The sequence below is a fragment of the Paenibacillus sp. NPDC058367 genome, assembly GCF_042723305.1.
In the GTDB taxonomy this organism is placed as follows: domain Bacteria; phylum Bacillota; class Bacilli; order Paenibacillales; family Paenibacillaceae; genus Paenibacillus_AQ.
The window spans coordinates 2,345,353-2,364,715 of record NZ_JBHXIZ010000001.1 but is presented as its reverse complement, the minus strand read 5'-3'; the positions used below and the strand labels follow the sequence as shown (position 1 = coordinate 2,364,715).

Below are 19,363 nucleotides of genomic sequence, written 5' to 3'. Positions count from 1 at the left end.
GCTCAGCAGGCTCCTGTTCTTAAGTTAAGAATGGGAGCCTCTTTACTGCATCTTTCGACAAATAATGTCGCTGTTTACTATGAATAGTTTGATATCGACAAAAGATGAAGGAGTGGTGCTTTTTTTCACAAAGTGGATCTATCGGAATTTGTCGGAAATTTGTCCTGAAAAGTAGACATGACTACCCTGAGAGTGAGAAAATAGCATATAGAGCTTTAGTAAGAACTAAAAAGGACGGGATTATCATGACAATTCGTTTCGGGGTCATTGGAACAAACTTTATTACAGACCGCTTCGTGCAAGCCGGCTTGGAGAATGAGGAGTTTATCCTGACAGCCGTGTACTCCCGCACAATGGAGAAAGGTCAGGCCTTTGCTGCAAAATATGCTGGAGCTACAATTTATACGAATTTGGAAGATATGGTTTCCAGTAAAGATGTCGATGCTATTTACATTGCAAGCCCGAACTCCATGCATGCTGAGCAGGCGATTATGTGCTTAAATCATGGCAAACATGTGCTCTGTGAGAAACCAGCTGCCTCAAACAGTGCGGAGCTTAGAGCAATGATTGAAGCCGCTCAGAACAATGATGTGTTGTTGGTAGAAGCAATGAAATCGACCTTCATGCCGAATTTCGGAGTGATCAGAGACAATTTGTATAAGATTGGCCAAGTACGTCGTTATTTTGCAAGCTATTGTCAATACTCATCGAGATATGACGCCTATAGACAGGGAACAGTATTAAATGCTTTTAACCCAGCCTTCTCTAATGGCTCGTTGATGGATCTTGGTGTTTACTGCCTGTATCCTATGGTAGTGTTGTTCGGGAAACCGAAGTCTGTAAAGGCCGTGGGTCTAATGCTCTCTTCTGGAGTGGATGGAGAAGGAAGTATTGTCATGCAATATGATGATATGGATGCAGTTGTGATGCATTCCAAGATCGCTGATTCCTATTTGCCAGCCGAGATTCAAGGGGAAAGTGGTACAATGGTGATCGATAAGATCAACCAACCTTACCAAGTGAAGATTCATTATCGCGACGGAACCGTTGAGGAACTTACGCAGCCTCAGGTATTCGAGTCTATGTATTATGAGGTTGAGGAATTTATCAACTTAATTAAGAATGGTGAACGGGAAAGCAGAGTTAATACACATGCGAATTCCTTGGCAGTAGCAGAAGTTATGGAGGAAGCCAGAGCACAAATCGGCCTCCGCTATGCCGCAGATCTATAAATAGAATGGGGAGCAGCACTTGAAGACTTTTAAAAAGGTATACATTGAGATAACAAGCGTCTGCAACCTGGCCTGCAGCTTTTGTCCACCAACCGCCCGAACGAAGAACTTTATGAAGCTCGATACTTTTAATACGATATTAGATGAAATTAAGCCACATAGTAATCATATTTACCTTCACGTAAAAGGTGAGCCATTGCTGCATCCCAAGATTGGTGACCTGCTGGATGCGGCACATGCCAAAGGGTTCAAGGTCAATATTACTACCAATGGTACGTTAATTCATAAGGCTGGCCCTAAGATCCTCGGCAAACCTGCACTTCGACAGATGAACTTCTCTCTGCATAGCTTTGATGGGCATGAAGGATCTGAGAACCGCGAAGGGTATTTGTCGGAGATTATTTCTTTTGTACGGGAAGCCTCCGCGCAAGGGGTCATTATTTCCTTCCGGCTGTGGAATTTGACGGAGGATAATCTGACCAATCTGGAGAAGAATCGGAACCGTGAGACCCTTGCTGTGCTGGAGGAAGCCTTTAACCTTGATTTCAAGATCGAAGAAAAGGTTGTACCTGGCAGCGGCGTCAAGGTTGCCCCACGGGTATATCTCAATCAGGACCATGAGTTCCGATGGCCTGCACTGAATGAGCCGGAAGATGATGGAAAAGGGTTCTGTCATGCACTACGCAGCCAAGCGGCAATCCTTGTGGATGGTACCGTTGTACCGTGCTGTCTGGATGGTGAAGGAGTCATTAACCTCGGAAACATTCATGAGACTCCTTTCTCAGAAATCGTAGAGGGTGAGCGAGCGAACAATCTGTTTTACGGGTTCTCTCGTAGAGAGGCAGTAGAAGAGCTGTGCCGCAAGTGCGGATATCGGCAACGGTTCGGAACTTGAGGATTGGAATATAAACAGAACCGGGACATGGCAATTTCATGAATCCTGGTTCTGTTTTTTAATTAACGGGAGTGTATATATAATAATAAGTCTTTATAGTCTCCACTTTGGAGCGAAGGAGGAGTATATGCTGAAATCGTTGGAAGCCATCACCTTATACCGTGAAGGAATACAAGATCATTTGGAGGATAACCTCTGGCTGAAGCTTATTGTCCAAGCCGAGGAGCAGATTGTAAATTTGGAGCGTGTGGAATCTCTGGAGGAGTTGGACCGCAGGAATCCCGTGCTGGATTATGTGGAACGCAGTTTGCAGCTGCTAGACCAGCTTCCCCGTTCGATTTGGATCAAAGAGCTTGTGGAAGAAACATTAATCTGGTCAGAAACAGCTAAGGGTGGCACATTGAAGGAGCGGTTACTTTGGCAGGAGGAAGGCATTAACTGTTTTGTACATAACATTGGCTCCGCACAGTTATACGGGAAACATTTGAGCGGTACGGTCTCTGACAAAAGCGCACTGGTTCATCGGCTTATTGAAACCCATGGACTGATAGGACAGCAAATCCGTGGGGAGGTGCCTCCGGAAGTAAATAAGCCGCTTCGTGATCTTGTGGAGGAACAGTTACTGACTGCCGAGGAACTTGAACGCTTGCTAACCGTACTCAATCATTGCATCATCGGAGCTGTATCTCCCGAGCTATGGCTGAATGTAGAGCATGAAGTGAAACAGCTTATCACTCTGATTGCATCCGGTGAACTTGCTAGTCCAATGCCGATGAAAGAAAGACTGCGCAGAATGCGGCTAGGTCCGATCTCTAGAGGAGAGGATTTCACTACAGAATGGGCAAAGCTGACACAGGAAGGCTTCCATGCGGAACGGTTGGAGTCTTTAAGTAACACTATCTTCTGGTATGTGGAATCTGCAATGCAGACCTTCTCGTTGGAGCAATTTCTGAAGGTGATGTTGCTTGCAGCCCAAAGGGCTCAGAATGAACCCCTACGCCATATCAGCTTCGAGCAGGTTATGAACAGAATTTACTATGACTACAAGGGTGTTAAGAAGATCAATGTTTATAAGAAGCGGATTATAGAAAAATATTTATCGGAGCTTACATGGGAGGATATCGAAAAAGGGACTTTACCTGATGAGAATCCTCATCTAATGCTTCGTCCATACGCTAAGGAACATCTGCCAGACACGGTGTTTTTTCAGTTTCAATTCTCGGCAGCGGCAGAGAAGCTGATCGAATTCTGTATGGAAGCTGAAAAATCGCCCTTGTATGAACGTGCTGTGTTGCTGTTATTCGACTTGTTCGAGCTACGCAGAGACGCCTTCGACCGTTTTCATAATGAAGATACCTACTTAAGTCAAATGAATAATACCGCAGATTATAAGGCGGTAATTCTGGAGCATGTCATTGGGAAAAAAGTGCTGGATATCGGCCCTGGCGGCGGTGTGCTGCTGGATTTGCTGGAAGAGCGGATGCCAGAGGTTACCCCTATCGGCATTGATATATCGAGCAATGTAGTGGAAGCTCTGCGGCAGCGCAAGCAACGGGAAGGTCGTCAGTGGGAGGTCCTGCAGGGAGATGCGTTGAACCTTGAAGATTTCGTAGAGGCTGGAACGGTGGGTACGGTAATTTTTTCTTCGATTTTGCATGAGCTATATTCTTATGTGCCGCTTAATGGTAAAAAGTTCAATCATGACACCGTCTCGGCCGCCCTGCGAAGTGCTTTTGATGTATTGTCAGTGGGCGGGGTTATCATTATCCGCGATGGGATAATGACCGAACCCACAGCATTGCTGCGGAAAGTTCGTTTTCTGGAGGAGGACGGTATGGCGTGGCTGGAGCGTTATGCGAAGGATTTTGCCGGACGTCAGCTTCAGTATCAGAGATTAGGGGAAGAAGAAGTACTCATGCCTGTTAATGATGCCATGGAGTTTTTATATACGTATACCTGGGGCGAAGAGGCTTACATTCATGAAGTACAGGAACAGTTTGGTTATTTTACCCCTACGGAGTTTGCCTCATTTATTGAACAGACTTTAGGAAAGCAAGCGAAGATTGAAGTTTTCCGGCATTACTTGCAAGAAGGTTATACCGAAGCGCTGCGCGATAGAGTAAGGTTCATGGATGAGAGCGGACAGGAAGTGGCCTTGCCAGACAGCACCTGCTTTATCGTGATTCGGAAGGAATAGTTGAAAGATAACATCATCTGCATATAAAAAAGCAATCGGCAACCCCTTTGATGTGGTAGAGGTCCGATTGCTTTTTCTATATAGAGAATTTTGTCTTTGTTAGATTAGTATTTCTAGCTGCGACTTATCAGAATCTTCGGCTAAACGCTGAATTTCTTGGTAGGTGGCTAATTTCTCAGTCCGTTCCTGATCTTTAATTTTATCTCCGGTGTCTTTTATGGTATCGCCTAACGTTTCGTTCATTTCCGATATTCTATCTTCGATTTTTGATAACTGCTCACGTTTGGCTGTTGCAGAATGAGTAGAACGAGCTTCATCCGATTCGATTTCCTTGGTCAGAACTCTTGCCTCGCCATGCATCTTAGAATGGGTAGAAGAAACTACCTCCATTTGTGAAACATTTTGGCTTATAGCAACAATCGTGTTCAATCTTTCGTTTTGTATCTCTTGCTCGGTTTTAGGTTCATCCGATAGATCTTCTTTTTGAGCTTTTTCTAAGTTCTTTTGTTGCTCTTCAAAGGTGTACTTCGCAATTTGTTGGTCAATCGTTTGGAGCTGTTTATCGAATTCCTTAAGTTGATCTTGAATAGAATCAAGGTTATGTGAGTTTTTGGTGGTTCTTTCAATTAGGCTGTTCTTGCTATCGATGATACTCTGTTTTTGTTTAAGTAGAGAATCAACCATTCCGCTCATTTGAGATTGATTTTGAAAAGCTGCTTTTGCAGATTTGCTTAACGATAAGTGGTCTCCGCTACCACTTGTCTTGCTGTTTGAATTTATGGTTTTATCGTTAGTTTGGTGACTAACAGCTACATTAAGTCTCGTTCCCATAGCAGAGGTCATATTCGTTATATGCATGGCTCATTCTCCTCCTACGACGATAAGATCTATCTATAATATATCGGTAGATGAACAGGAAGAATTAATAAAGAGAGCCATTAGCTTCAGAACGACCGATGAATAGAAGTCGAACAACAAGATGTCAACGGGACCCCTTCCTAAACTCCGAAGGCGAGCATTTCATCGCTCTGCGAAACACTTTAATAAAATAGCTCACATTATCAAATCCGACCTCGAATGCGATGTCGGATATTTTTCTGTTGCTTTGTTGCAGTAGATCGGCGGCTTGGCGAATTCGGTAAGAGTTAATGTAATCTACTGGAGTCTTACGGGTCATTTCTTTGAAAAAGCGGCAGAACTGTCCTTCACTCATGGGGATAAGGTCGGAGAGGTCCCGAGTTCGAATCGGCTCCTGATAGTTATCCTGAATATAGAGAATAATCTTCTTAAGTCGATTGATCTTAGTAGTATCAGCGTCATCCAGCTGGCTGCGGTTTACAAAACGATCCTCTGGAGCAATCAGCGAGAGCATGATGAGTAACGTGCCTTTAATAAAAGCTTCAAACCCGGGAGATTGCGCAGCGTAGGCGTCCATCATGCGTTCTAAGTGCCCGAGAAGTTCATGCTGCCATTTCACAGCCGGTGTTAGGTGGCGAGGAAAGCTTTGTCTTTTCTCCTGAAGGGGTAAGATGGTGTTCTGCTGGATCGCATCATATTGGGCACTAGCCAGAAGATCAGGGAGAAACACAAGTGCGCAGAATCTGCAGGGAGTGTCCTCATTCAGTACATAGGCGGCATGAATATCACCCGACTCAATAAAAACAGCCTCACCAGCTTTAAGCGGGAAATATTCGGTGTCTACCTGAAACAGAATTTCTCCTTCTAGCAGCATAAAAAACTCCGCTTCTTCATGCCAATGGGTATCGAGTACATGTGTTCCAGCCGGCAATTCTATCCAATAAGCTGCAAGCGGAAACATGCTGTCGCCATGCACTCTGTCTTCTTTTAGCAAACTCTGGGTTGTACGGTCCATAAATGCCACTCCTTTCGTGAAAAACATCAAAATAGTGTTATAAATGAGCTATATAGTATTAGTTTTGTTTATTTTTTATCGGTATAATGCAACTATAAACACCAAATTGAAAGGTGGCAAGTACACAATGAAATTTACTGATGGTCTCTGGCTGGTGCGTGATGGTATCACGATTAACGGTGCAGTTCAAAATTATGTTGTAGAAAAGACTCCAGAAGGATTAACAGCAATTACTCAAACAACTCCAATCACAGGGCGTTCAGCGACGTTGAATTCAACCCTGCTTACTGTAAAACTTCATTCCCCGCTTCCAGGTGTGGTAGGGGTTAAAATTATTCATCATGATGGCGTACAAGAACGCGGTCCGGTTTTCGAACTTACAAAAGGCACTGGCGATCATGTAAAAATTGAAGAAACCGATTCAGAGACTGTGCTGATTAGCGGCGGACTTCGTGTAGTGATTCGCAAAGGCGAGCAATGGGCAGTGGATTTCTATCGTGGCGACGAGAGAATTACAGGTAGCGGTTACAAATCAATGGCTTATATCACGGATCAAGACGACAACACGTATATGCGTGAAGAGCTGGATCTCGGTGTAGGCGAATTCGTATACGGTTTGGGCGAGCGTTTTACCGCTTTTGTTAAGAATGGACAGACCGTAGATCTTTGGAACAAAGACGGTGGTACTAGCTCCGAGCAAGCTTATAAGAACGTTCCTTTCTATGTAAGCAGCAAAGGTTACGGGGTATTTGTTAACCATCCTGAGCTCGTTTCGTATGAAATCGCTTCAGAAAAAGTGAAAAAAGCGCAATTCAGCGTAGCTGGAGAAAGCTTAGAATACTTCGTGATTGATGGTCCTACCATTAAGGAAGTTATTAGCAACTATACATCACTCACTGGCAAGCCTGCGCTTCCGCCAGCATGGACATTCGGCCTGTGGCTGACAACTTCTTTCACTACCGACTACGATGAAGCAACCGTAAATTCCTTCGTAGATGGTATGGCAGAGCGCGATTTACCACTGAGCGTATTCCACTTCGACTGTTTCTGGATGCGTGAATATCAATGGACCGATTTCCAGTGGGATGAGCGCGTATTCCCTGACCCAGTAGGCATGCTGAAACGCCTGAAAGATAAAGGGCTGAAGATCTGCGTATGGATCAACTCTTATATCGGGCAACGTTCCCGCTTGTTTGAAGAAGGCAAGAAAAATGGTTATCTGCTCAAAAAACCTAACGGTGACGTTTATCAATGTGATTTGTGGCAAGCGGGCATGGCACTGGTGGACTTCACCAACCCTGCGGCTTGTGAATGGTATGCCGGCTATCTGCGTGATTTGGTAGATATGGGCGTAGATAGCTTCAAGACAGACTTCGGCGAGCGTATTCCTACAGATGTAGTTTACTTCGATGGATCTGATCCGATGAAAATGCACAACTACTACACTCAATTGTACAACAAGGTTGTATTTGAAGTGCTAGAAGAGAAGCTTGGTAAAAATGAAGCGGCATTGTTCGCACGTTCTGCAACTGCCGGTGGCCAACAGTTCCCAGTTCACTGGGGCGGTGACTGCTACGCAGATTATGAATCCATGGCAGAGAGCCTTCGCGGTGGATTGTCTCTAGGATTGTCTGGTTTCGGTTTCTGGAGTCATGATATCGGTGGCTTTGAGAACACGGCTCCGGCACATGTATTCAAACGCTGGTTGGCGTTTGGACTATTGTCCAGTCACAGCCGTTTGCATGGTAGCACTTCGTACCGTGTGCCTTGGGCTTATGATGATGAAGCTTGTGATGTTACCCGTTTCTTCACCAAACTCAAATGTAGCTTGATGCCTTATCTGTATGATGTAGCAGGACAAGCTCATGAACATGGCTGGGCTTCTATGCGGGCTATGGTTATGGAATTCCCGGAAGATCCTACTTGCGAAGTGTTGGATCGTCAATACATGCTAGGTGAATCCTTGCTTGTAGCCCCAATCTTCCAAGAAAACGGCGAAGCGAAGTACTACTTGCCGGCTGGTCGCTGGACTCACTTGCTTACTGGTGAAACCGTACAAGGTGGATCATGGCGCAAAGAGAAATATGATTTCTTTAGCCTGCCACTATTCGTTCGCCAGAATTCCTTGCTGGCAATCGGCAGTGTGGATAACAAACCGGATTACGACTATGCGAATGGCGTTAAATTCGGCTTATATTCACTTGAAGATGGCACTACGACTTCTGCAACCGTTCGTGATCTCAAAGGTGCTCCTGAATTGACTGTGAAGGCTGACCGTAAAGGCAGTACGGTAACAGTTACTGCGGAAGGTAGCGGTAAAGAATTCTCGCTTTCACTTAAAGATCTGGGAGCTATCGCTTCTGTAGAAGGTGCAGAGCAAGTAGATGAAACTACAGTAAAAGTAAACGCAGGTGCAAAAACCGTATCGTTTACGATTACATTGAAATAAGATTGTTTCTTAAAGCATATTGATATAGCCATAACCTCTCTTGTAAACTGGGTGGACGATCTGTTCTCTTGGTTTATTGGAGAGGTTTTAGTGTTACAATCTTACTGAATAACGGGGGAACGTTATGGATACTAATTTAACAAAGGGAAGTGGAGTATTGAACCAGACGGAATATACCTCAGCAACGGTTCTTTCAACTGCAGCGAATTTTATAATGAATAGGCAAGAACCATTTACGCATACCTTCCGGACTTATATTCGTTTAAGGGAAAATGGTACGTTGAAGTTGAAGTTCTGGCATAGCAACGCGGTGGATTCTACATGGGATCAAGGGCAAGAAGCTGTAGGCAGTGAACCTGGAGGCGACTGGGTTATCGAGACAGCTTATATCGCTGACGGAGGAACAGAACCAGACGGAACAATAGCTGAGAATACACAGCATGCGCTTACCTTTGAGGGCAAAGCCTCAAAAACCGTTGCGGCTGGCGAATGTTTCTGGAGTGATGAGACAAGCATTGTTCTGCCGGAGGGTCATTACTTGGCGTTTACGTGGACGATTAAGACACTCACTGCAGGTAAATCGATTCCTTTCAATGTTGAAGGGATGCTGGTTTCAGCTTATGACGCGCCCGGAAATCTTGCCGCACAACAATCAGCGGATGGTTTTACAGCGTCTGATAATCTTTTGGTACTGCCAAGCTTCATTGGGTATAAGAAATCTGTTACCAAGAAACTAGTATTCTTGGGGGATTCGATTACTCAAGGTGTGCGGACATTAAAGGATGAGTACGAATATTGGGTCGCGAGAATTGCGGATGGTCTTGGCACGGATATTGGTGTATGGAATCTCGGCTCTGGCTGGGCTAGAGCTTATGATGTCGCTGCAGATGGTCCATGGCTAAACAAAACTAAGCAAAGTGATGAAGTGATGATCGTACTCGGAGTAAATGATATTGATATTGGCTGCCGTTCGGCGGACGAGCTTCTTGGTGACTTGCAGACCATTATTTCTAAGATCAAGGGGGCAAATGCTGAAGCTAATATTATTCTAAGTACGGTGCCACCGTTCAATTTTCAGGGTGAAAGAGAAGAAACTTGGCGCAAGGTGAATCGTGAGATTTTGTCTAATCCGCCTATAGGTGTGAGCCGGGTGTTTGATATAGCAAGCCTATTGTCATTGCCTGCACCAGACGATCACCGGATCAGACCAGAGTTTATGAGTGGAACAGACGACCCGCATCCGAACGGCATAGCCGGTAAGACGGTCGCGGACGCCTTTTTAAAAATATAAGAAAATATAAGTTTCACGCTATACATTATCTTTATATTTCTGCGAGAAAACGGTTGTCTTCCATAAAGGAGACAACCGTTTTCTCGTAGCGTGGTATTAATTAAATTTTAAACTGGTTTCGATAGTCCTTGGGTGATACACCAACCTGTTTCTTGAATACCTTGCTAAAATACTTCACATCATGAAACCCCACCATTTCGGAAATTTGCGACAGCTTTAGACGAGGGTTCTGCATAAGCAATTTAGCTTTATCTATCCGGACGTTAACGATGAAATCGGAGAAATTAATGCCGTATTCCTGTTTGAATCGGCGTGAAATATATTCGCGGCTAACAAAGAACTTTCCGGCAATCTCCTGCAAGGATAGATCAGAGGCATAATTAAGTTCGATATATTTCACGATATCATGCATAGGATTGCTTTCTTTAGCTTGTTTAGCGGCTATCACTTCTGATATTCGCTCCATCAGATCAAATGACCAGTCACGCCAAGCAAATAAGGAGAACGAGTAACCATTCGTATAAGGAGCTGGGTGAAGCTGATCGGCCTGTTCTAACTCGACTAGTGCGCTATCGGCATCAGGGCCTAACGTTTCCCGTACCAACTGGGAACGAAATAAGAGTGCATCATTCTTCCACGAGTTTAGAATCTCTGGTGTAACAATTCCGCATCGGCTAAGCTCGTCCACCCAGTGCTGTGCTGCCGCGGACAATACATCAGTGCTTCCGCTGATGACCGCCATTTTCCAATCTTCCTTCACATGTGCGAAGATCGTCGGCGATGCATGTCCTTGAATTTCTGTCTTTGCGGTTTCATTGCGCTCTTTAAACTCTTCGGAGGAAGTAGAAAAATGGCAGTAATCCTCATGAATTAATAAATTTCTACGCTGTAAGGCCTCAGCCACCTCTGCACGCTGATAAGATAATTGCTTAGGTAGGTTACCGATGCAGCTAATTCCGAAATGCATTCGGACCTGCAAAGTAGAGTAGATCCCCTGATTAATTCTCCCTATAAGCTCGACAACAGACGTTTGGATATCCCATAGAATGATGGCAATCTCCGAAGGACCTCCCCAGTAACGAAAAGCCACACCCTTACGCTGACCTTGCAAAAATTCATTACAAATATTGACGATAGCGTAGTTCAGGAGACCGGTGTCTCCTCCAAAACGGTTAAGTAGGAGATTATTTCCTGTATCTGTCTGCACCAGTATTAGGCGCGAAGAGAGGACGTTTTCCGGGATAATGCCATCGCTTCGCAACCTTCGAAGAGATAATTCCGAGTTGATCGGATCATCGATTAGTGCGGACAGCAGCTTTTCTCCATAGATGGGCTTGAACTCATTAAGCTGGATGCTCTGCTTCTGGCGTTCGCTACGGTCAGCTTCCTCTGAACGCCAGGCAGCCACTGCCTTAGCGACTGCTACATTGATTGCCTCCGCTTCAATGGGCTTAAGGATATAGTCAATTCCACCATGACGTACAGTCTGGCGCACGAACTCGAAATCATTATGTCCGCTAACCACAATGAATTTGATGTTGCCGGCAAATTCGTTAACCCATGTCATTAATTCTACGCCATTACCGGATTCCATCATCATGTCCATAATGACCAAGGCTGGTTTCGCTTGCCGAATGATCTCAATAGCTTCATTTCCGTTTCCGGCTTCCAGAATTTCATTGATTTGATGTGCGTCCCAGTCGACAAGAAGTCTAACAGCTTTTCTGACTCTCGCCTCGTCATCAACAATTAACGCCTTCATATCGTCTCACGCTCCGCTATAATGTCTATTTCCAGTCTTACAACTACTCCACCTGCTCTGAGGTTGTCCACCGTCAAGATGGCGCTATCTCCGCATACGAGCTTGAGCCGAGCCAGAACGTTCGGCAGACCAATACCAGAGCCTGTAGCTTCCTTGTCTTGCTCTGTATTTCTTAATAAATCTATATCTGTTCTAGTGGAATGTTGAAGCTTCTGCCGCAAAAGATCCAGTTTCGCTGAAGGGATAGCATTTCCATTGTTTTGAATACAGATTTCCATTCGCTTGTCGCCCAATTTGGCCGCGGTGATCTCAACAAATCCGTCTGAGCGGGAATGGTTAAAACCGTGTTTGAAATAGTTTTCTACAATAGGCTGCAGAATCATCTTAGGCATAAATGTCTCTAAAAGAGCTTCCTCCATATCGTAACGGAAACTGAATTTATTTTCAAAACGTTCCTTCTGTAGTTCGACGTAAGCTTTGACATGATCCAGTTCCTCCTTAACCGTGACAATCTTCTCCTCATTGTACATGCTGTAGCGCATCATTTTCGCTAGCGCCGAAAGAAGAGAGTAGATTTGGGGTACTTTAAGCTCCAAGGCAAGCGTACCGATGATCTGCAAGGTGTTGTTAAGGAAATGCGGATTGATTTGCGCTTGCAAAGCCCGCAATTCATTCGTTTTATTAGTTAATTCCAGCTTGTATTCTCTTAGGATCAGATTGTTGATCGTATCCATCATACTGCGGAACCGTTCTGTAACGACACCGATCTCGTCTTTGCCCATGGGACGGATATCGATATCAAGCTTCCCGGTCTGGACCTGATTCATGTAGCGGGTCAATTGCTTGATCGGGGCAGTGATTCGAAAAGAGATTAGGATCGTTAGCGTTGTAATTGTAATCAGCAGCAGGACCATTAGTGCTATATTGATCGTTGCCGCCTCATTGGCTTCTCGAAAAAGATAAGATACGGGAATCTGCTTCACCAACGTCCAATTTAACCCTGGACCTTCGATATTCTGGTAAATAAACATAGCTTTGTCCTCTTCAAAGTATCCTTGTGAGCTTTGCTTGTCCCTGATATTCGTATCGTACCAAGCTGCATTCAGTTTCTTGCCGTATTCTTCACTATTGTCCCCATAGACAATGTTTCCGTTGCCATCCAGCAGCCAGATGTTCTCCTGCTTCTGATCATATAACTGACTGATGATGTCGGTTAGAGCCGTTAGCTTGACATCAATCGACAGGTAACCAAGCGCTTTTGTGGTAGGGACTCTTTCGATTCTTCTGTGTAAGGTAAACACTGGCTCCGGTATAAATTGCGGGATCGGTGCCGTTAGGCCGTAGCTATGACTTAAATGCGTACTCTGTAAGGATACCGCAGAATCGGTATTGATCTTGGAATCAGGATAAGGTGGAACACCCTGCCAACGTTTCGGTGTATTTTGGGTGAGCAGAGTGGCTTTGCTGTCCTTGACACCGTATAAATAGACCTGAGATATGTCAGGCATAGATGATGAAATGTAATTCAGAGAAGAATAAATTCGTGCATTTGCTAGCATATCCTCGTATCCAGCTTCGAGAGATCTGTAGAATTCTGAATCTGAATAGACGATAAGGGAGAGTCGATTGATTTCCTGAATCAAACTTTCAATGTTTCTAGTACCTTGAAAGAGAAGGTTCGTATTCTCATCTACTGCTCTTGTTCTTAAGGATTGAGTACTAAAGTGGTAGCTTATAAACATCGTGGCCATAATACAAATTAGTGTTGGAAGTAGGATGAAAACGATCATTTTTGTGCGAATCGTGTTCCATTTCATCGAAATTTGTCACATCCGATCAATATTTTACACCTGAAAGATCACTTCCGTAGGTGTGAGGTGCGCTCAAAAAAACAGATAATATGTGTATAAAGCATAAACAAGTAAGTGAGCAAAAGAAAGGGGGGGACAATAAATGCGCGGCACTAAGTTGTCCCAGTTAGGTCAACAGGTATTCTTCGTTGGTCCTGCAGTTTTGTTTTTTACCTTAATAACGATTATCCCATTTATCATGGGGATGTATTACTCCTTCACAGACTGGAACGGTGTATCCGGTAATGTAAGTTGGGTAGGATTTCAAAACTTCACCACTATATTTACGAATGACCCCGACTTCTGGTCTTCCTTTTGGTTTACCGTAAGATTTACTGTGTTAGGTGTAATTTTGACTAATGTGGTAGGGTTTTTCCTAGCTTATCTGTTAACGAAACCATTAAAGACACGTAACATGCTTCGGACGATCTTCTTTATGCCGAACGTTATTGGGGGATTGTTGCTCGGGTTCATCTGGCAATTTATCTTCATCAAAGGGTTCGCAACAATGGGAGAACTCACAGGCTGGTCGTTCTTTAATCTTCCTTGGCTGGGTGATGCAACAACCGGCTTCTGGGCGATTGTAATGGTTTTTGTTTGGCAGTCTTCCGGTTATCTAATGGTTATCTACATCGCTTCTCTCAGTAACGTATCGAAAGAAGTCCTGGAAGCGGCTGATATTGATGGTGCCTCCCGTTGGCAGGTACTACGCAGCATTGTAGTTCCGTTGATTATGCCGGCTGTAACCATTGGTTTGTTCTTGGCCATTTCTTGGTCCTTCAAAATGTTTGACCTTAACCTTTCCTTGACGAAAGGCGGACCGTTCAAATCTACAGAATCAGTTGCTATGAATATTTACAATGAAGCCTTCCTGAACAATCGTTACGGTCTGGGTACTGCTAAAGCGCTGCTGTTCTTCGTTATCGTGGCGATTATCACTCTGATTCAAGTCCGTATTACGAAGAGCAAGGAGGTAGAAGCTTAATGAACGCCAAGACAAAAAGCAGATGGAATATCGGCGTGGAAGTGTTGATGATTCTTCTGGCCCTGCTCTTCCTGTCTCCATTTTATTTCTTGCTAGCAAACTCAGTGAAATCGTTCGGTGAAATTCTGAGTGATGCTGCAAGCTGGCCACAGACATTTATGTGGTCGAACTATACAAGTGCTTGGAAATTGGCACGTTTCGGTGAAGCTTTCCGAAATTCGGTTATCATAACGGTTATCAGTGTTATTCTAATCTCTCTGTTTAGTGCGATGGCTTCTTATCGTATGGTTCGGGCGAATACGAAATTTAATCAGTTTTTGTTACTGTTGTTCGTAGCCGCAATGGTTGTTCCGTTTCAAACGATCATGATTCCAATCTTGAAAGTTGTAAATGTAATGGGAGTAAACAACTCCTTCCTGGGTTTGATTATCACGAATCTAGGGATCAGTGTTCCAATGGCAATCTTTCTATTCCACGGCTTTATCAAGTCCGTTCCGCTTGAAATTGAAGAGGCGGCTACAGTTGATGGATGTAATCCAATTACCGTATTCTTCCGCATAGTACTTCCTTTGCTGAAGCCAATGGTAATGACAACGATCGTGCTTAATGCACTTGGGATATGGAATGACTATCTGCTGCCTTCCTTGATTCTTCAGGCACCAGAACTTCGGACCATTCCGCTGGCGACCTTCTCCTTCTTTGGTCAATACACCAAACAATGGGATATGGCGCTTCCGGCTCTCGTAATCGGGATTGCTCCAATTATCATTTTCTATCTGTTCATGCAGCGTTACATTGTTGAGGGAATAGCGGCTGGCTCGGTGAAAGGTTAACACCGAGCCCTCCGTTCCAAATATTTCATAAGTAGTCCACTATCTTAAGGGGGAAAATATAATGAATAAGAAACGCTCGGCAGTTGCACTTTCGGCAGTAATGGCGATGAGTTTAGCATTAACAGCATGCGGTGGAGGCAATAACGCTTCTAGTAACTCACAAAATGGAAGCGCTGGCACAGATAAAGGTGAAGTAAAGACGGTTAAGATCTTTCAATTCAAAACTGAAATCGTTGAAGGTCTTAATGAGCTTAAGGTTGAATTTGAAAAAGAACACCCTAACATCAAGCTGGATATTCAAACCGTTGGTGGTGGTGCCGATTACGCTGCAGCACTGAAGACTAAGTTTGCTTCCGGCGACGCGCCTGACATTTTCTCAAATGGCGGATATGCTGAAATGGAGCTTTGGGGAGATAAGATGGAAGATCTGTCCGATCAACCTTGGGTGAAAGATCTGATTCCTATGGCAGCAGAGCCAATGACTAAAGACGGTAAAGTGTACGGTATGCCAATGAACCTTGAAGGAATTGGTTTTGTATATAACAAAGACCTGTTCGAAAAAGCAGGCATCACTGAAACTCCTAAAACATTGTCACAACTAGAAGATGCGGCTAAGAAATTGCAAGCGATTGGCGTAACTCCTTTTGGTAATGCGTATCAAGAATGGTGGCTCCTTGGTAACCAAGGGATCAGCGTAGCATTTGCTCAACAAGATGATGTAAATGGCTTCATTAAGAGCTTGAATGATGGTACCGGTACAATCGTAGGTAACAAAGTGTTTGAAGATTGGAGCAACTTGCTCAACTTGACTTTGAAATACGGACAAAAAAATCCGTTGACTACAGATGCTAACACTCACTTGGCTATGTTTGCTAAAGGTGAAACTGCAATGATGCAAGAAGGTAACTGGGCACAAACCCTTGTTGATAACATTACACCTGACATGAACATCGGTATGTTCCCTATGCCAATCAATGAAGATGCTGCAAAGAATGACAAAATGACTGTAGGTATTCCTGCAAACCTTGTTATCAACAAAGATTCCGGATCTAAAGAAGAAGCTAAAACATTCTTGAACTGGTTGGTAACTTCAGATATGGGTAAAGAGTACATCGTTAAAAAATGGAAATTCATCCCTGCGTTGTCCACCATCGAAGCAACTCCTGAAGATATCGGTAAGCTTGGATCTGACGTATGGAACTATGTAAAAGAAGACAAAGTGTATGGTTTGCAATCCTCTAAATTCCCTGACGGTGTAACTCAAGAATTTGCTAGTGTGATTCAACAGATGATCGCTGGCAAGGTTGATGTGAATGGCTGGATGACAGGCATGCAAGCAGCTTGGGACAAGCTTAAGAAATAAGTGAAGCTCGTTCATAAGATTAAAATGGACTAGTGGTTAACAAAGGCGTTCTCCGTATACCTCATCATTATGAGACGGGGAGCGCCTTTTATTTTGGTGATAACAAGATAGGGGGAGAGGACGCCGGTGAAACGATATGATCTTATTCAGATAGGTGTGGACTATTACCCGGAGCATTGGGAAGAATCCATGTGGGAACCAGATATCAAATTAATGAAGGAAACAGGTGTCAAGGTAGTTCGAGTCGCCGAGTTTGCATGGAGCCGGTTAGAGATAGCGGAGGGCAATTACCAGTTCGGTTGGCTGGACCGCGCGCTGGATCTTTTTCATAAGTATGGATTACAGGTTGTGATTGGTACGCCCACAGCTACACCTCCTAGATGGTTAACTACGAAATTTCCGGACGTTTTGCCGCTATTTGCGAAGGGAGAGACCTTTCATCCGGGGGTACGCGGACACCGCTGCTATAATAGTACATCTTTGCGCGAATACGGAAGTCGTATCACGCAGCGACTTGCGGAGCACTATAGTAAACACCCGGCCGTTATTGGTTGGCAGACTGATAATGAATTCGGGATGTTAGATTGTCATTGTGATGCTTGTAATATAGCGTTTCGCAATTGGGTGAAAGCCAAATATGGCAGCCTTGATCGGGTGAATGCAGAGTGGGGAACGGTTGTGTGGAGTGGAGAATATAGCGATTGGAATGAGCTTACTGTTCCACTGGGTGGATCACCACATCAGAATCCATCATTCCTGCTAGATTATCAGCGGTTTCAGTGGGATTCGGTGGTAGCATTCCAGAAGACCCAAATTGATATTTTGCGGTCTGTTTGTCCGCAGCATTTTATCACTCATAACTTTCATAGCTATCCGCAGCGTCTGGATATGTACGCAGTCGGTGCTGATCTGGATGTCGCTGCATTTGACTATTATCCGAATACTTCGCCAACCAAGCAAGCGACAACACCATATAGCGGAGCACTTTCACTAGATGTAACCCGTGGTATTAAACGTCAAAACTTCTGGATCATGGAGCAGCTAAGTGGTTCACCAGGTTGTTGGATGCCGATGTGGAGAACGCCGTATCCTGGGATGATTCGTGCTTATGCGTGGCAGACGATAGCCAGAGGTGCGGATACCGTCGTTCATTTCCGCTGGCGTAGTGCAGTCGCGGGAGCAGAGCAATTCTGGCACGGACTGATTGATCACAGCAATGTCCCAGGACGCAGGTTTGCGGAGTTCACTCAGCTATGCCATGAGGTTAATACACTCGGGGAGAAGCTGACTGGAACGACGCTAAAGAATGAAGTAGCTATACTCCATTCTCATGAAGAAAAAGCAGCGCTGGATATTCAGCCTCAGGCTGAAGGATTCGATTATTATGAGAATATTAAACAGATACACCGTGCGGTGACGAAGCTCGGTATGGGTTGCGATGTTATCGATTTTAGACAATCGCTGGATGGTTATAAAGTAGTGATTGCTCCGAATTTATATTTGCTGGATGAGGAGATTGTACGTAGTTTGGAGGATTTTGCACTAGCTGGCGGAACTTTGCTTATTACCAATCGAAGTGGCGTGAAAACTACAAATAACATCGCAGTCATGCAGCCACTACCGGGGCTACTGAGCTATTGCACAGGGGTTGAAGTGCTGGAGTATGATCCAATAGGTGCTGAAACCCATAAGGTCGTTGATGCTGAGGGGAACCAATATGAATGCACGCAGTGGTGCGACATCCTGAGACCTGTTGTGGCATGGCCGATTGCGTGGTATGGCGATGATTTCTATAGTGGAACTCCGGCTGTAACCGTCAATGCTTTTGGAAAAGGTCAGGTTTATTACTTTGGGACTCATATGTAAGAGAGATTCTGGTCAGTTTTATTGGAGCGCCTTTCCAAACAGCAGGGGCTGTTTAGATTTGAGGGTTTGCCGGATGGAGTACAGGCCTCTGTGCGCTCGGGAGATCAAGGAAGCTTCTTATTCTTGCTTAATTTGAACCGGGAGTCTGTGACGATCCCGTTGCCGCAGGAGTATAACAGTCTGCTGAACCACTCGATTTGTTCAGGAGAGCTGCAGCTTGAGCCATATGGTGTGGAAATTCTGGAAATGTAAAAGATTCTAAGTAATTGTTGATGGGGAGAGGGCTTTATCTCCTTGAGGGTTAACCCTTGTGATTGAGATTGAGATTGAGATTGAGATTTGTGATATGTGATTGCACTCTGTGCAATAGAATTCCTTTTTGGGTGGGAGGAATTTGAATCTGTTGCACTTTGTGCAATCAGATTAATGGTAAACGTCGATTTTGATGGGTTTCACCAGATTCTAATGCACGAAGTTCAATAGAATGCTCGAAATGAGATGAAAAGGCACATTCTATTGCATGAAGTGCAATTAAATGTACTCCTTGGGTCGGGAGAGCTGTCGAGGCAAGCCAGTTGGTATGGTGCGGAATGCTGCACTGGAGTGGAAGGCGAGTTGGTGTGGCGTGGAATGCTACGCAGGAGCAGAGGGTGAGTTTGTACGGTGCGGAATAGCTGCACTTTCTACACTTATTTTATGCTCTCGGCCTATGAAATGGATTTAGTTGTATTTAGTGCAGCTATAATGCGAAGTATCGCGGTTCACAG

The 19,363-nt window shown here is 44.5% G+C and carries 14 protein-coding genes; 10 read left to right on the top strand and 4 right to left on the bottom strand.

From position 1 onward, the window contains the following. Positions 1–245: 245 nt before the first annotated feature. The 3 genes from ACFWMP_RS10300 (at position 246) to ACFWMP_RS10290 (ending at position 4,324) form a co-directional block, all read left to right on the top strand. A complete protein-coding gene (locus ACFWMP_RS10300; RefSeq protein ID WP_042185046.1) occupies positions 246–1,232 on the top strand; it encodes a Gfo/Idh/MocA family protein in 987 nt (328 codons plus the stop codon). A gap of 19 nt (positions 1,233–1,251) precedes the next feature. After that, entirely contained in the window at positions 1,252–2,127 is an 876-nt protein-coding gene (locus ACFWMP_RS10295) for a radical SAM/SPASM domain-containing protein (protein ID WP_339268897.1), read from the top strand. A 127-nt stretch (positions 2,128–2,254) separates the two neighbouring features. After that, entirely contained in the window at positions 2,255–4,324 is a 2,070-nt protein-coding gene (locus ACFWMP_RS10290) for a class I SAM-dependent methyltransferase (RefSeq protein ID WP_379423401.1), read from the top strand. A gap of 99 nt (positions 4,325–4,423) precedes the next feature. Here the strand turns inward: ACFWMP_RS10290 and ACFWMP_RS10285 are convergent, their stop codons facing one another. Beyond that, positions 4,424–5,182, bottom strand: coding sequence for a hypothetical protein (locus ACFWMP_RS10285; RefSeq protein WP_379423399.1), 759 nt, complete (start codon positions 5,180–5,182; stop codon positions 4,424–4,426). A gap of 124 nt (positions 5,183–5,306) precedes the next feature. Further along, positions 5,307–6,197 carry an AraC family transcriptional regulator gene (locus ACFWMP_RS10280; RefSeq protein WP_379423397.1) on the bottom strand — a complete coding sequence of 297 codons (891 nt, stop codon included), beginning with the start codon at positions 6,195–6,197 and terminating at the stop codon, positions 5,307–5,309. Positions 6,198–6,324: 127 nt separating this feature from the next. Between ACFWMP_RS10280 and yicI the strand changes: the two genes are divergently transcribed. Both yicI and ACFWMP_RS10270 read left to right on the top strand, forming a co-directional pair. Then, complete coding sequence (gene yicI, locus ACFWMP_RS10275; protein WP_379423395.1) at positions 6,325–8,646, top strand: alpha-xylosidase; 2,322 nt, start codon at positions 6,325–6,327, stop codon at positions 8,644–8,646. Positions 8,647–8,770: 124 nt separating this feature from the next. Beyond that, positions 8,771–9,937 (top strand): SGNH/GDSL hydrolase family protein, encoded by a 1,167-nt coding sequence (locus ACFWMP_RS10270; protein ID WP_339245054.1) that lies wholly within the window; start codon positions 8,771–8,773, stop codon positions 9,935–9,937. Between the two features lie 100 nt (positions 9,938–10,037). Here the strand turns inward: ACFWMP_RS10270 and ACFWMP_RS10265 are convergent, their stop codons facing one another. After that, positions 10,038–11,699, bottom strand: coding sequence for a helix-turn-helix domain-containing protein (locus ACFWMP_RS10265; protein WP_042185057.1), 1,662 nt, complete (start codon positions 11,697–11,699; stop codon positions 10,038–10,040). After that, on the bottom strand, positions 11,696–13,450 hold the full coding sequence (locus ACFWMP_RS10260; protein ID WP_379423392.1) for a cache domain-containing sensor histidine kinase: 1,755 nt from the start codon (positions 13,448–13,450) through the stop codon (positions 11,696–11,698). The genes ACFWMP_RS10265 and ACFWMP_RS10260 overlap by 4 nt, the downstream gene beginning before the upstream one ends. A gap of 202 nt (positions 13,451–13,652) precedes the next feature. Here ACFWMP_RS10260 and ACFWMP_RS10255 point away from each other — a divergent pair, with 202 nt between their 5' ends. From ACFWMP_RS10255 to ACFWMP_RS10235, 5 genes are all read left to right on the top strand, one after another. Beyond that, complete coding sequence (locus ACFWMP_RS10255) at positions 13,653–14,534, top strand: carbohydrate ABC transporter permease (protein ID WP_042185061.1); 882 nt, start codon at positions 13,653–13,655, stop codon at positions 14,532–14,534. Then, positions 14,534–15,367: a carbohydrate ABC transporter permease gene (locus tag ACFWMP_RS10250; protein WP_042185063.1), complete on the top strand. Its 834-nt coding sequence runs from the start codon at positions 14,534–14,536 to the stop codon at positions 15,365–15,367. The genes ACFWMP_RS10255 and ACFWMP_RS10250 overlap by 1 nt, the downstream gene beginning before the upstream one ends. A gap of 61 nt (positions 15,368–15,428) precedes the next feature. Continuing rightward, positions 15,429–16,730 (top strand): ABC transporter substrate-binding protein, encoded by a 1,302-nt coding sequence (locus ACFWMP_RS10245; protein ID WP_042185065.1) that lies wholly within the window; start codon positions 15,429–15,431, stop codon positions 16,728–16,730. 126 nt (positions 16,731–16,856) lie between these two features. Continuing rightward, positions 16,857–18,596: a beta-galactosidase gene (locus ACFWMP_RS10240; RefSeq protein WP_379423389.1), complete on the top strand. Its 1,740-nt coding sequence runs from the start codon at positions 16,857–16,859 to the stop codon at positions 18,594–18,596. A gap of 21 nt (positions 18,597–18,617) precedes the next feature. Further along, entirely contained in the window at positions 18,618–18,848 is a 231-nt protein-coding gene (locus tag ACFWMP_RS10235; protein ID WP_379423387.1) for a Beta-galactosidase C-terminal domain, read from the top strand. Positions 18,849–19,363 lie beyond the last annotated feature (515 nt).

Excerpts from the sequence above, each read along its gene's own strand:
- ACFWMP_RS10265 (WP_042185057.1), bottom strand. The coding sequence starts at position 11,699 with ATGAAGGCGTTAATTGTTGATGACGAGGCGAGAGTCAGAAAAGCTGTT.
- ACFWMP_RS10300 (WP_042185046.1), top strand. The coding sequence starts at position 246 with ATGACAATTCGTTTCGGGGTCATTGGAACAAACTTTATTACAGACCGC.
- ACFWMP_RS10270 (WP_339245054.1), top strand. The coding sequence starts at position 8,771 with ATGGATACTAATTTAACAAAGGGAAGTGGAGTATTGAACCAGACGGAA.
- ACFWMP_RS10280 (WP_379423397.1), bottom strand. The coding sequence starts at position 6,197 with ATGGACCGTACAACCCAGAGTTTGCTAAAAGAAGACAGAGTGCATGGC.
- ACFWMP_RS10260 (WP_379423392.1), bottom strand. The coding sequence starts at position 13,450 with ATGGCCACGATGTTTATAAGCTACCACTTTAGTACTCAATCCTTAAGA.
- ACFWMP_RS10285 (WP_379423399.1), bottom strand. The coding sequence starts at position 5,182 with ATGCATATAACGAATATGACCTCTGCTATGGGAACGAGACTTAATGTA.
- ACFWMP_RS10245 (WP_042185065.1), top strand. The coding sequence starts at position 15,429 with ATGAATAAGAAACGCTCGGCAGTTGCACTTTCGGCAGTAATGGCGATG.
- ACFWMP_RS10250 (WP_042185063.1), top strand. The coding sequence starts at position 14,534 with ATGAACGCCAAGACAAAAAGCAGATGGAATATCGGCGTGGAAGTGTTG.
- ACFWMP_RS10290 (WP_379423401.1), top strand. The coding sequence starts at position 2,255 with ATGCTGAAATCGTTGGAAGCCATCACCTTATACCGTGAAGGAATACAA.
- ACFWMP_RS10255 (WP_042185061.1), top strand. The coding sequence starts at position 13,653 with ATGCGCGGCACTAAGTTGTCCCAGTTAGGTCAACAGGTATTCTTCGTT.
- yicI (WP_379423395.1), top strand. The coding sequence starts at position 6,325 with ATGAAATTTACTGATGGTCTCTGGCTGGTGCGTGATGGTATCACGATT.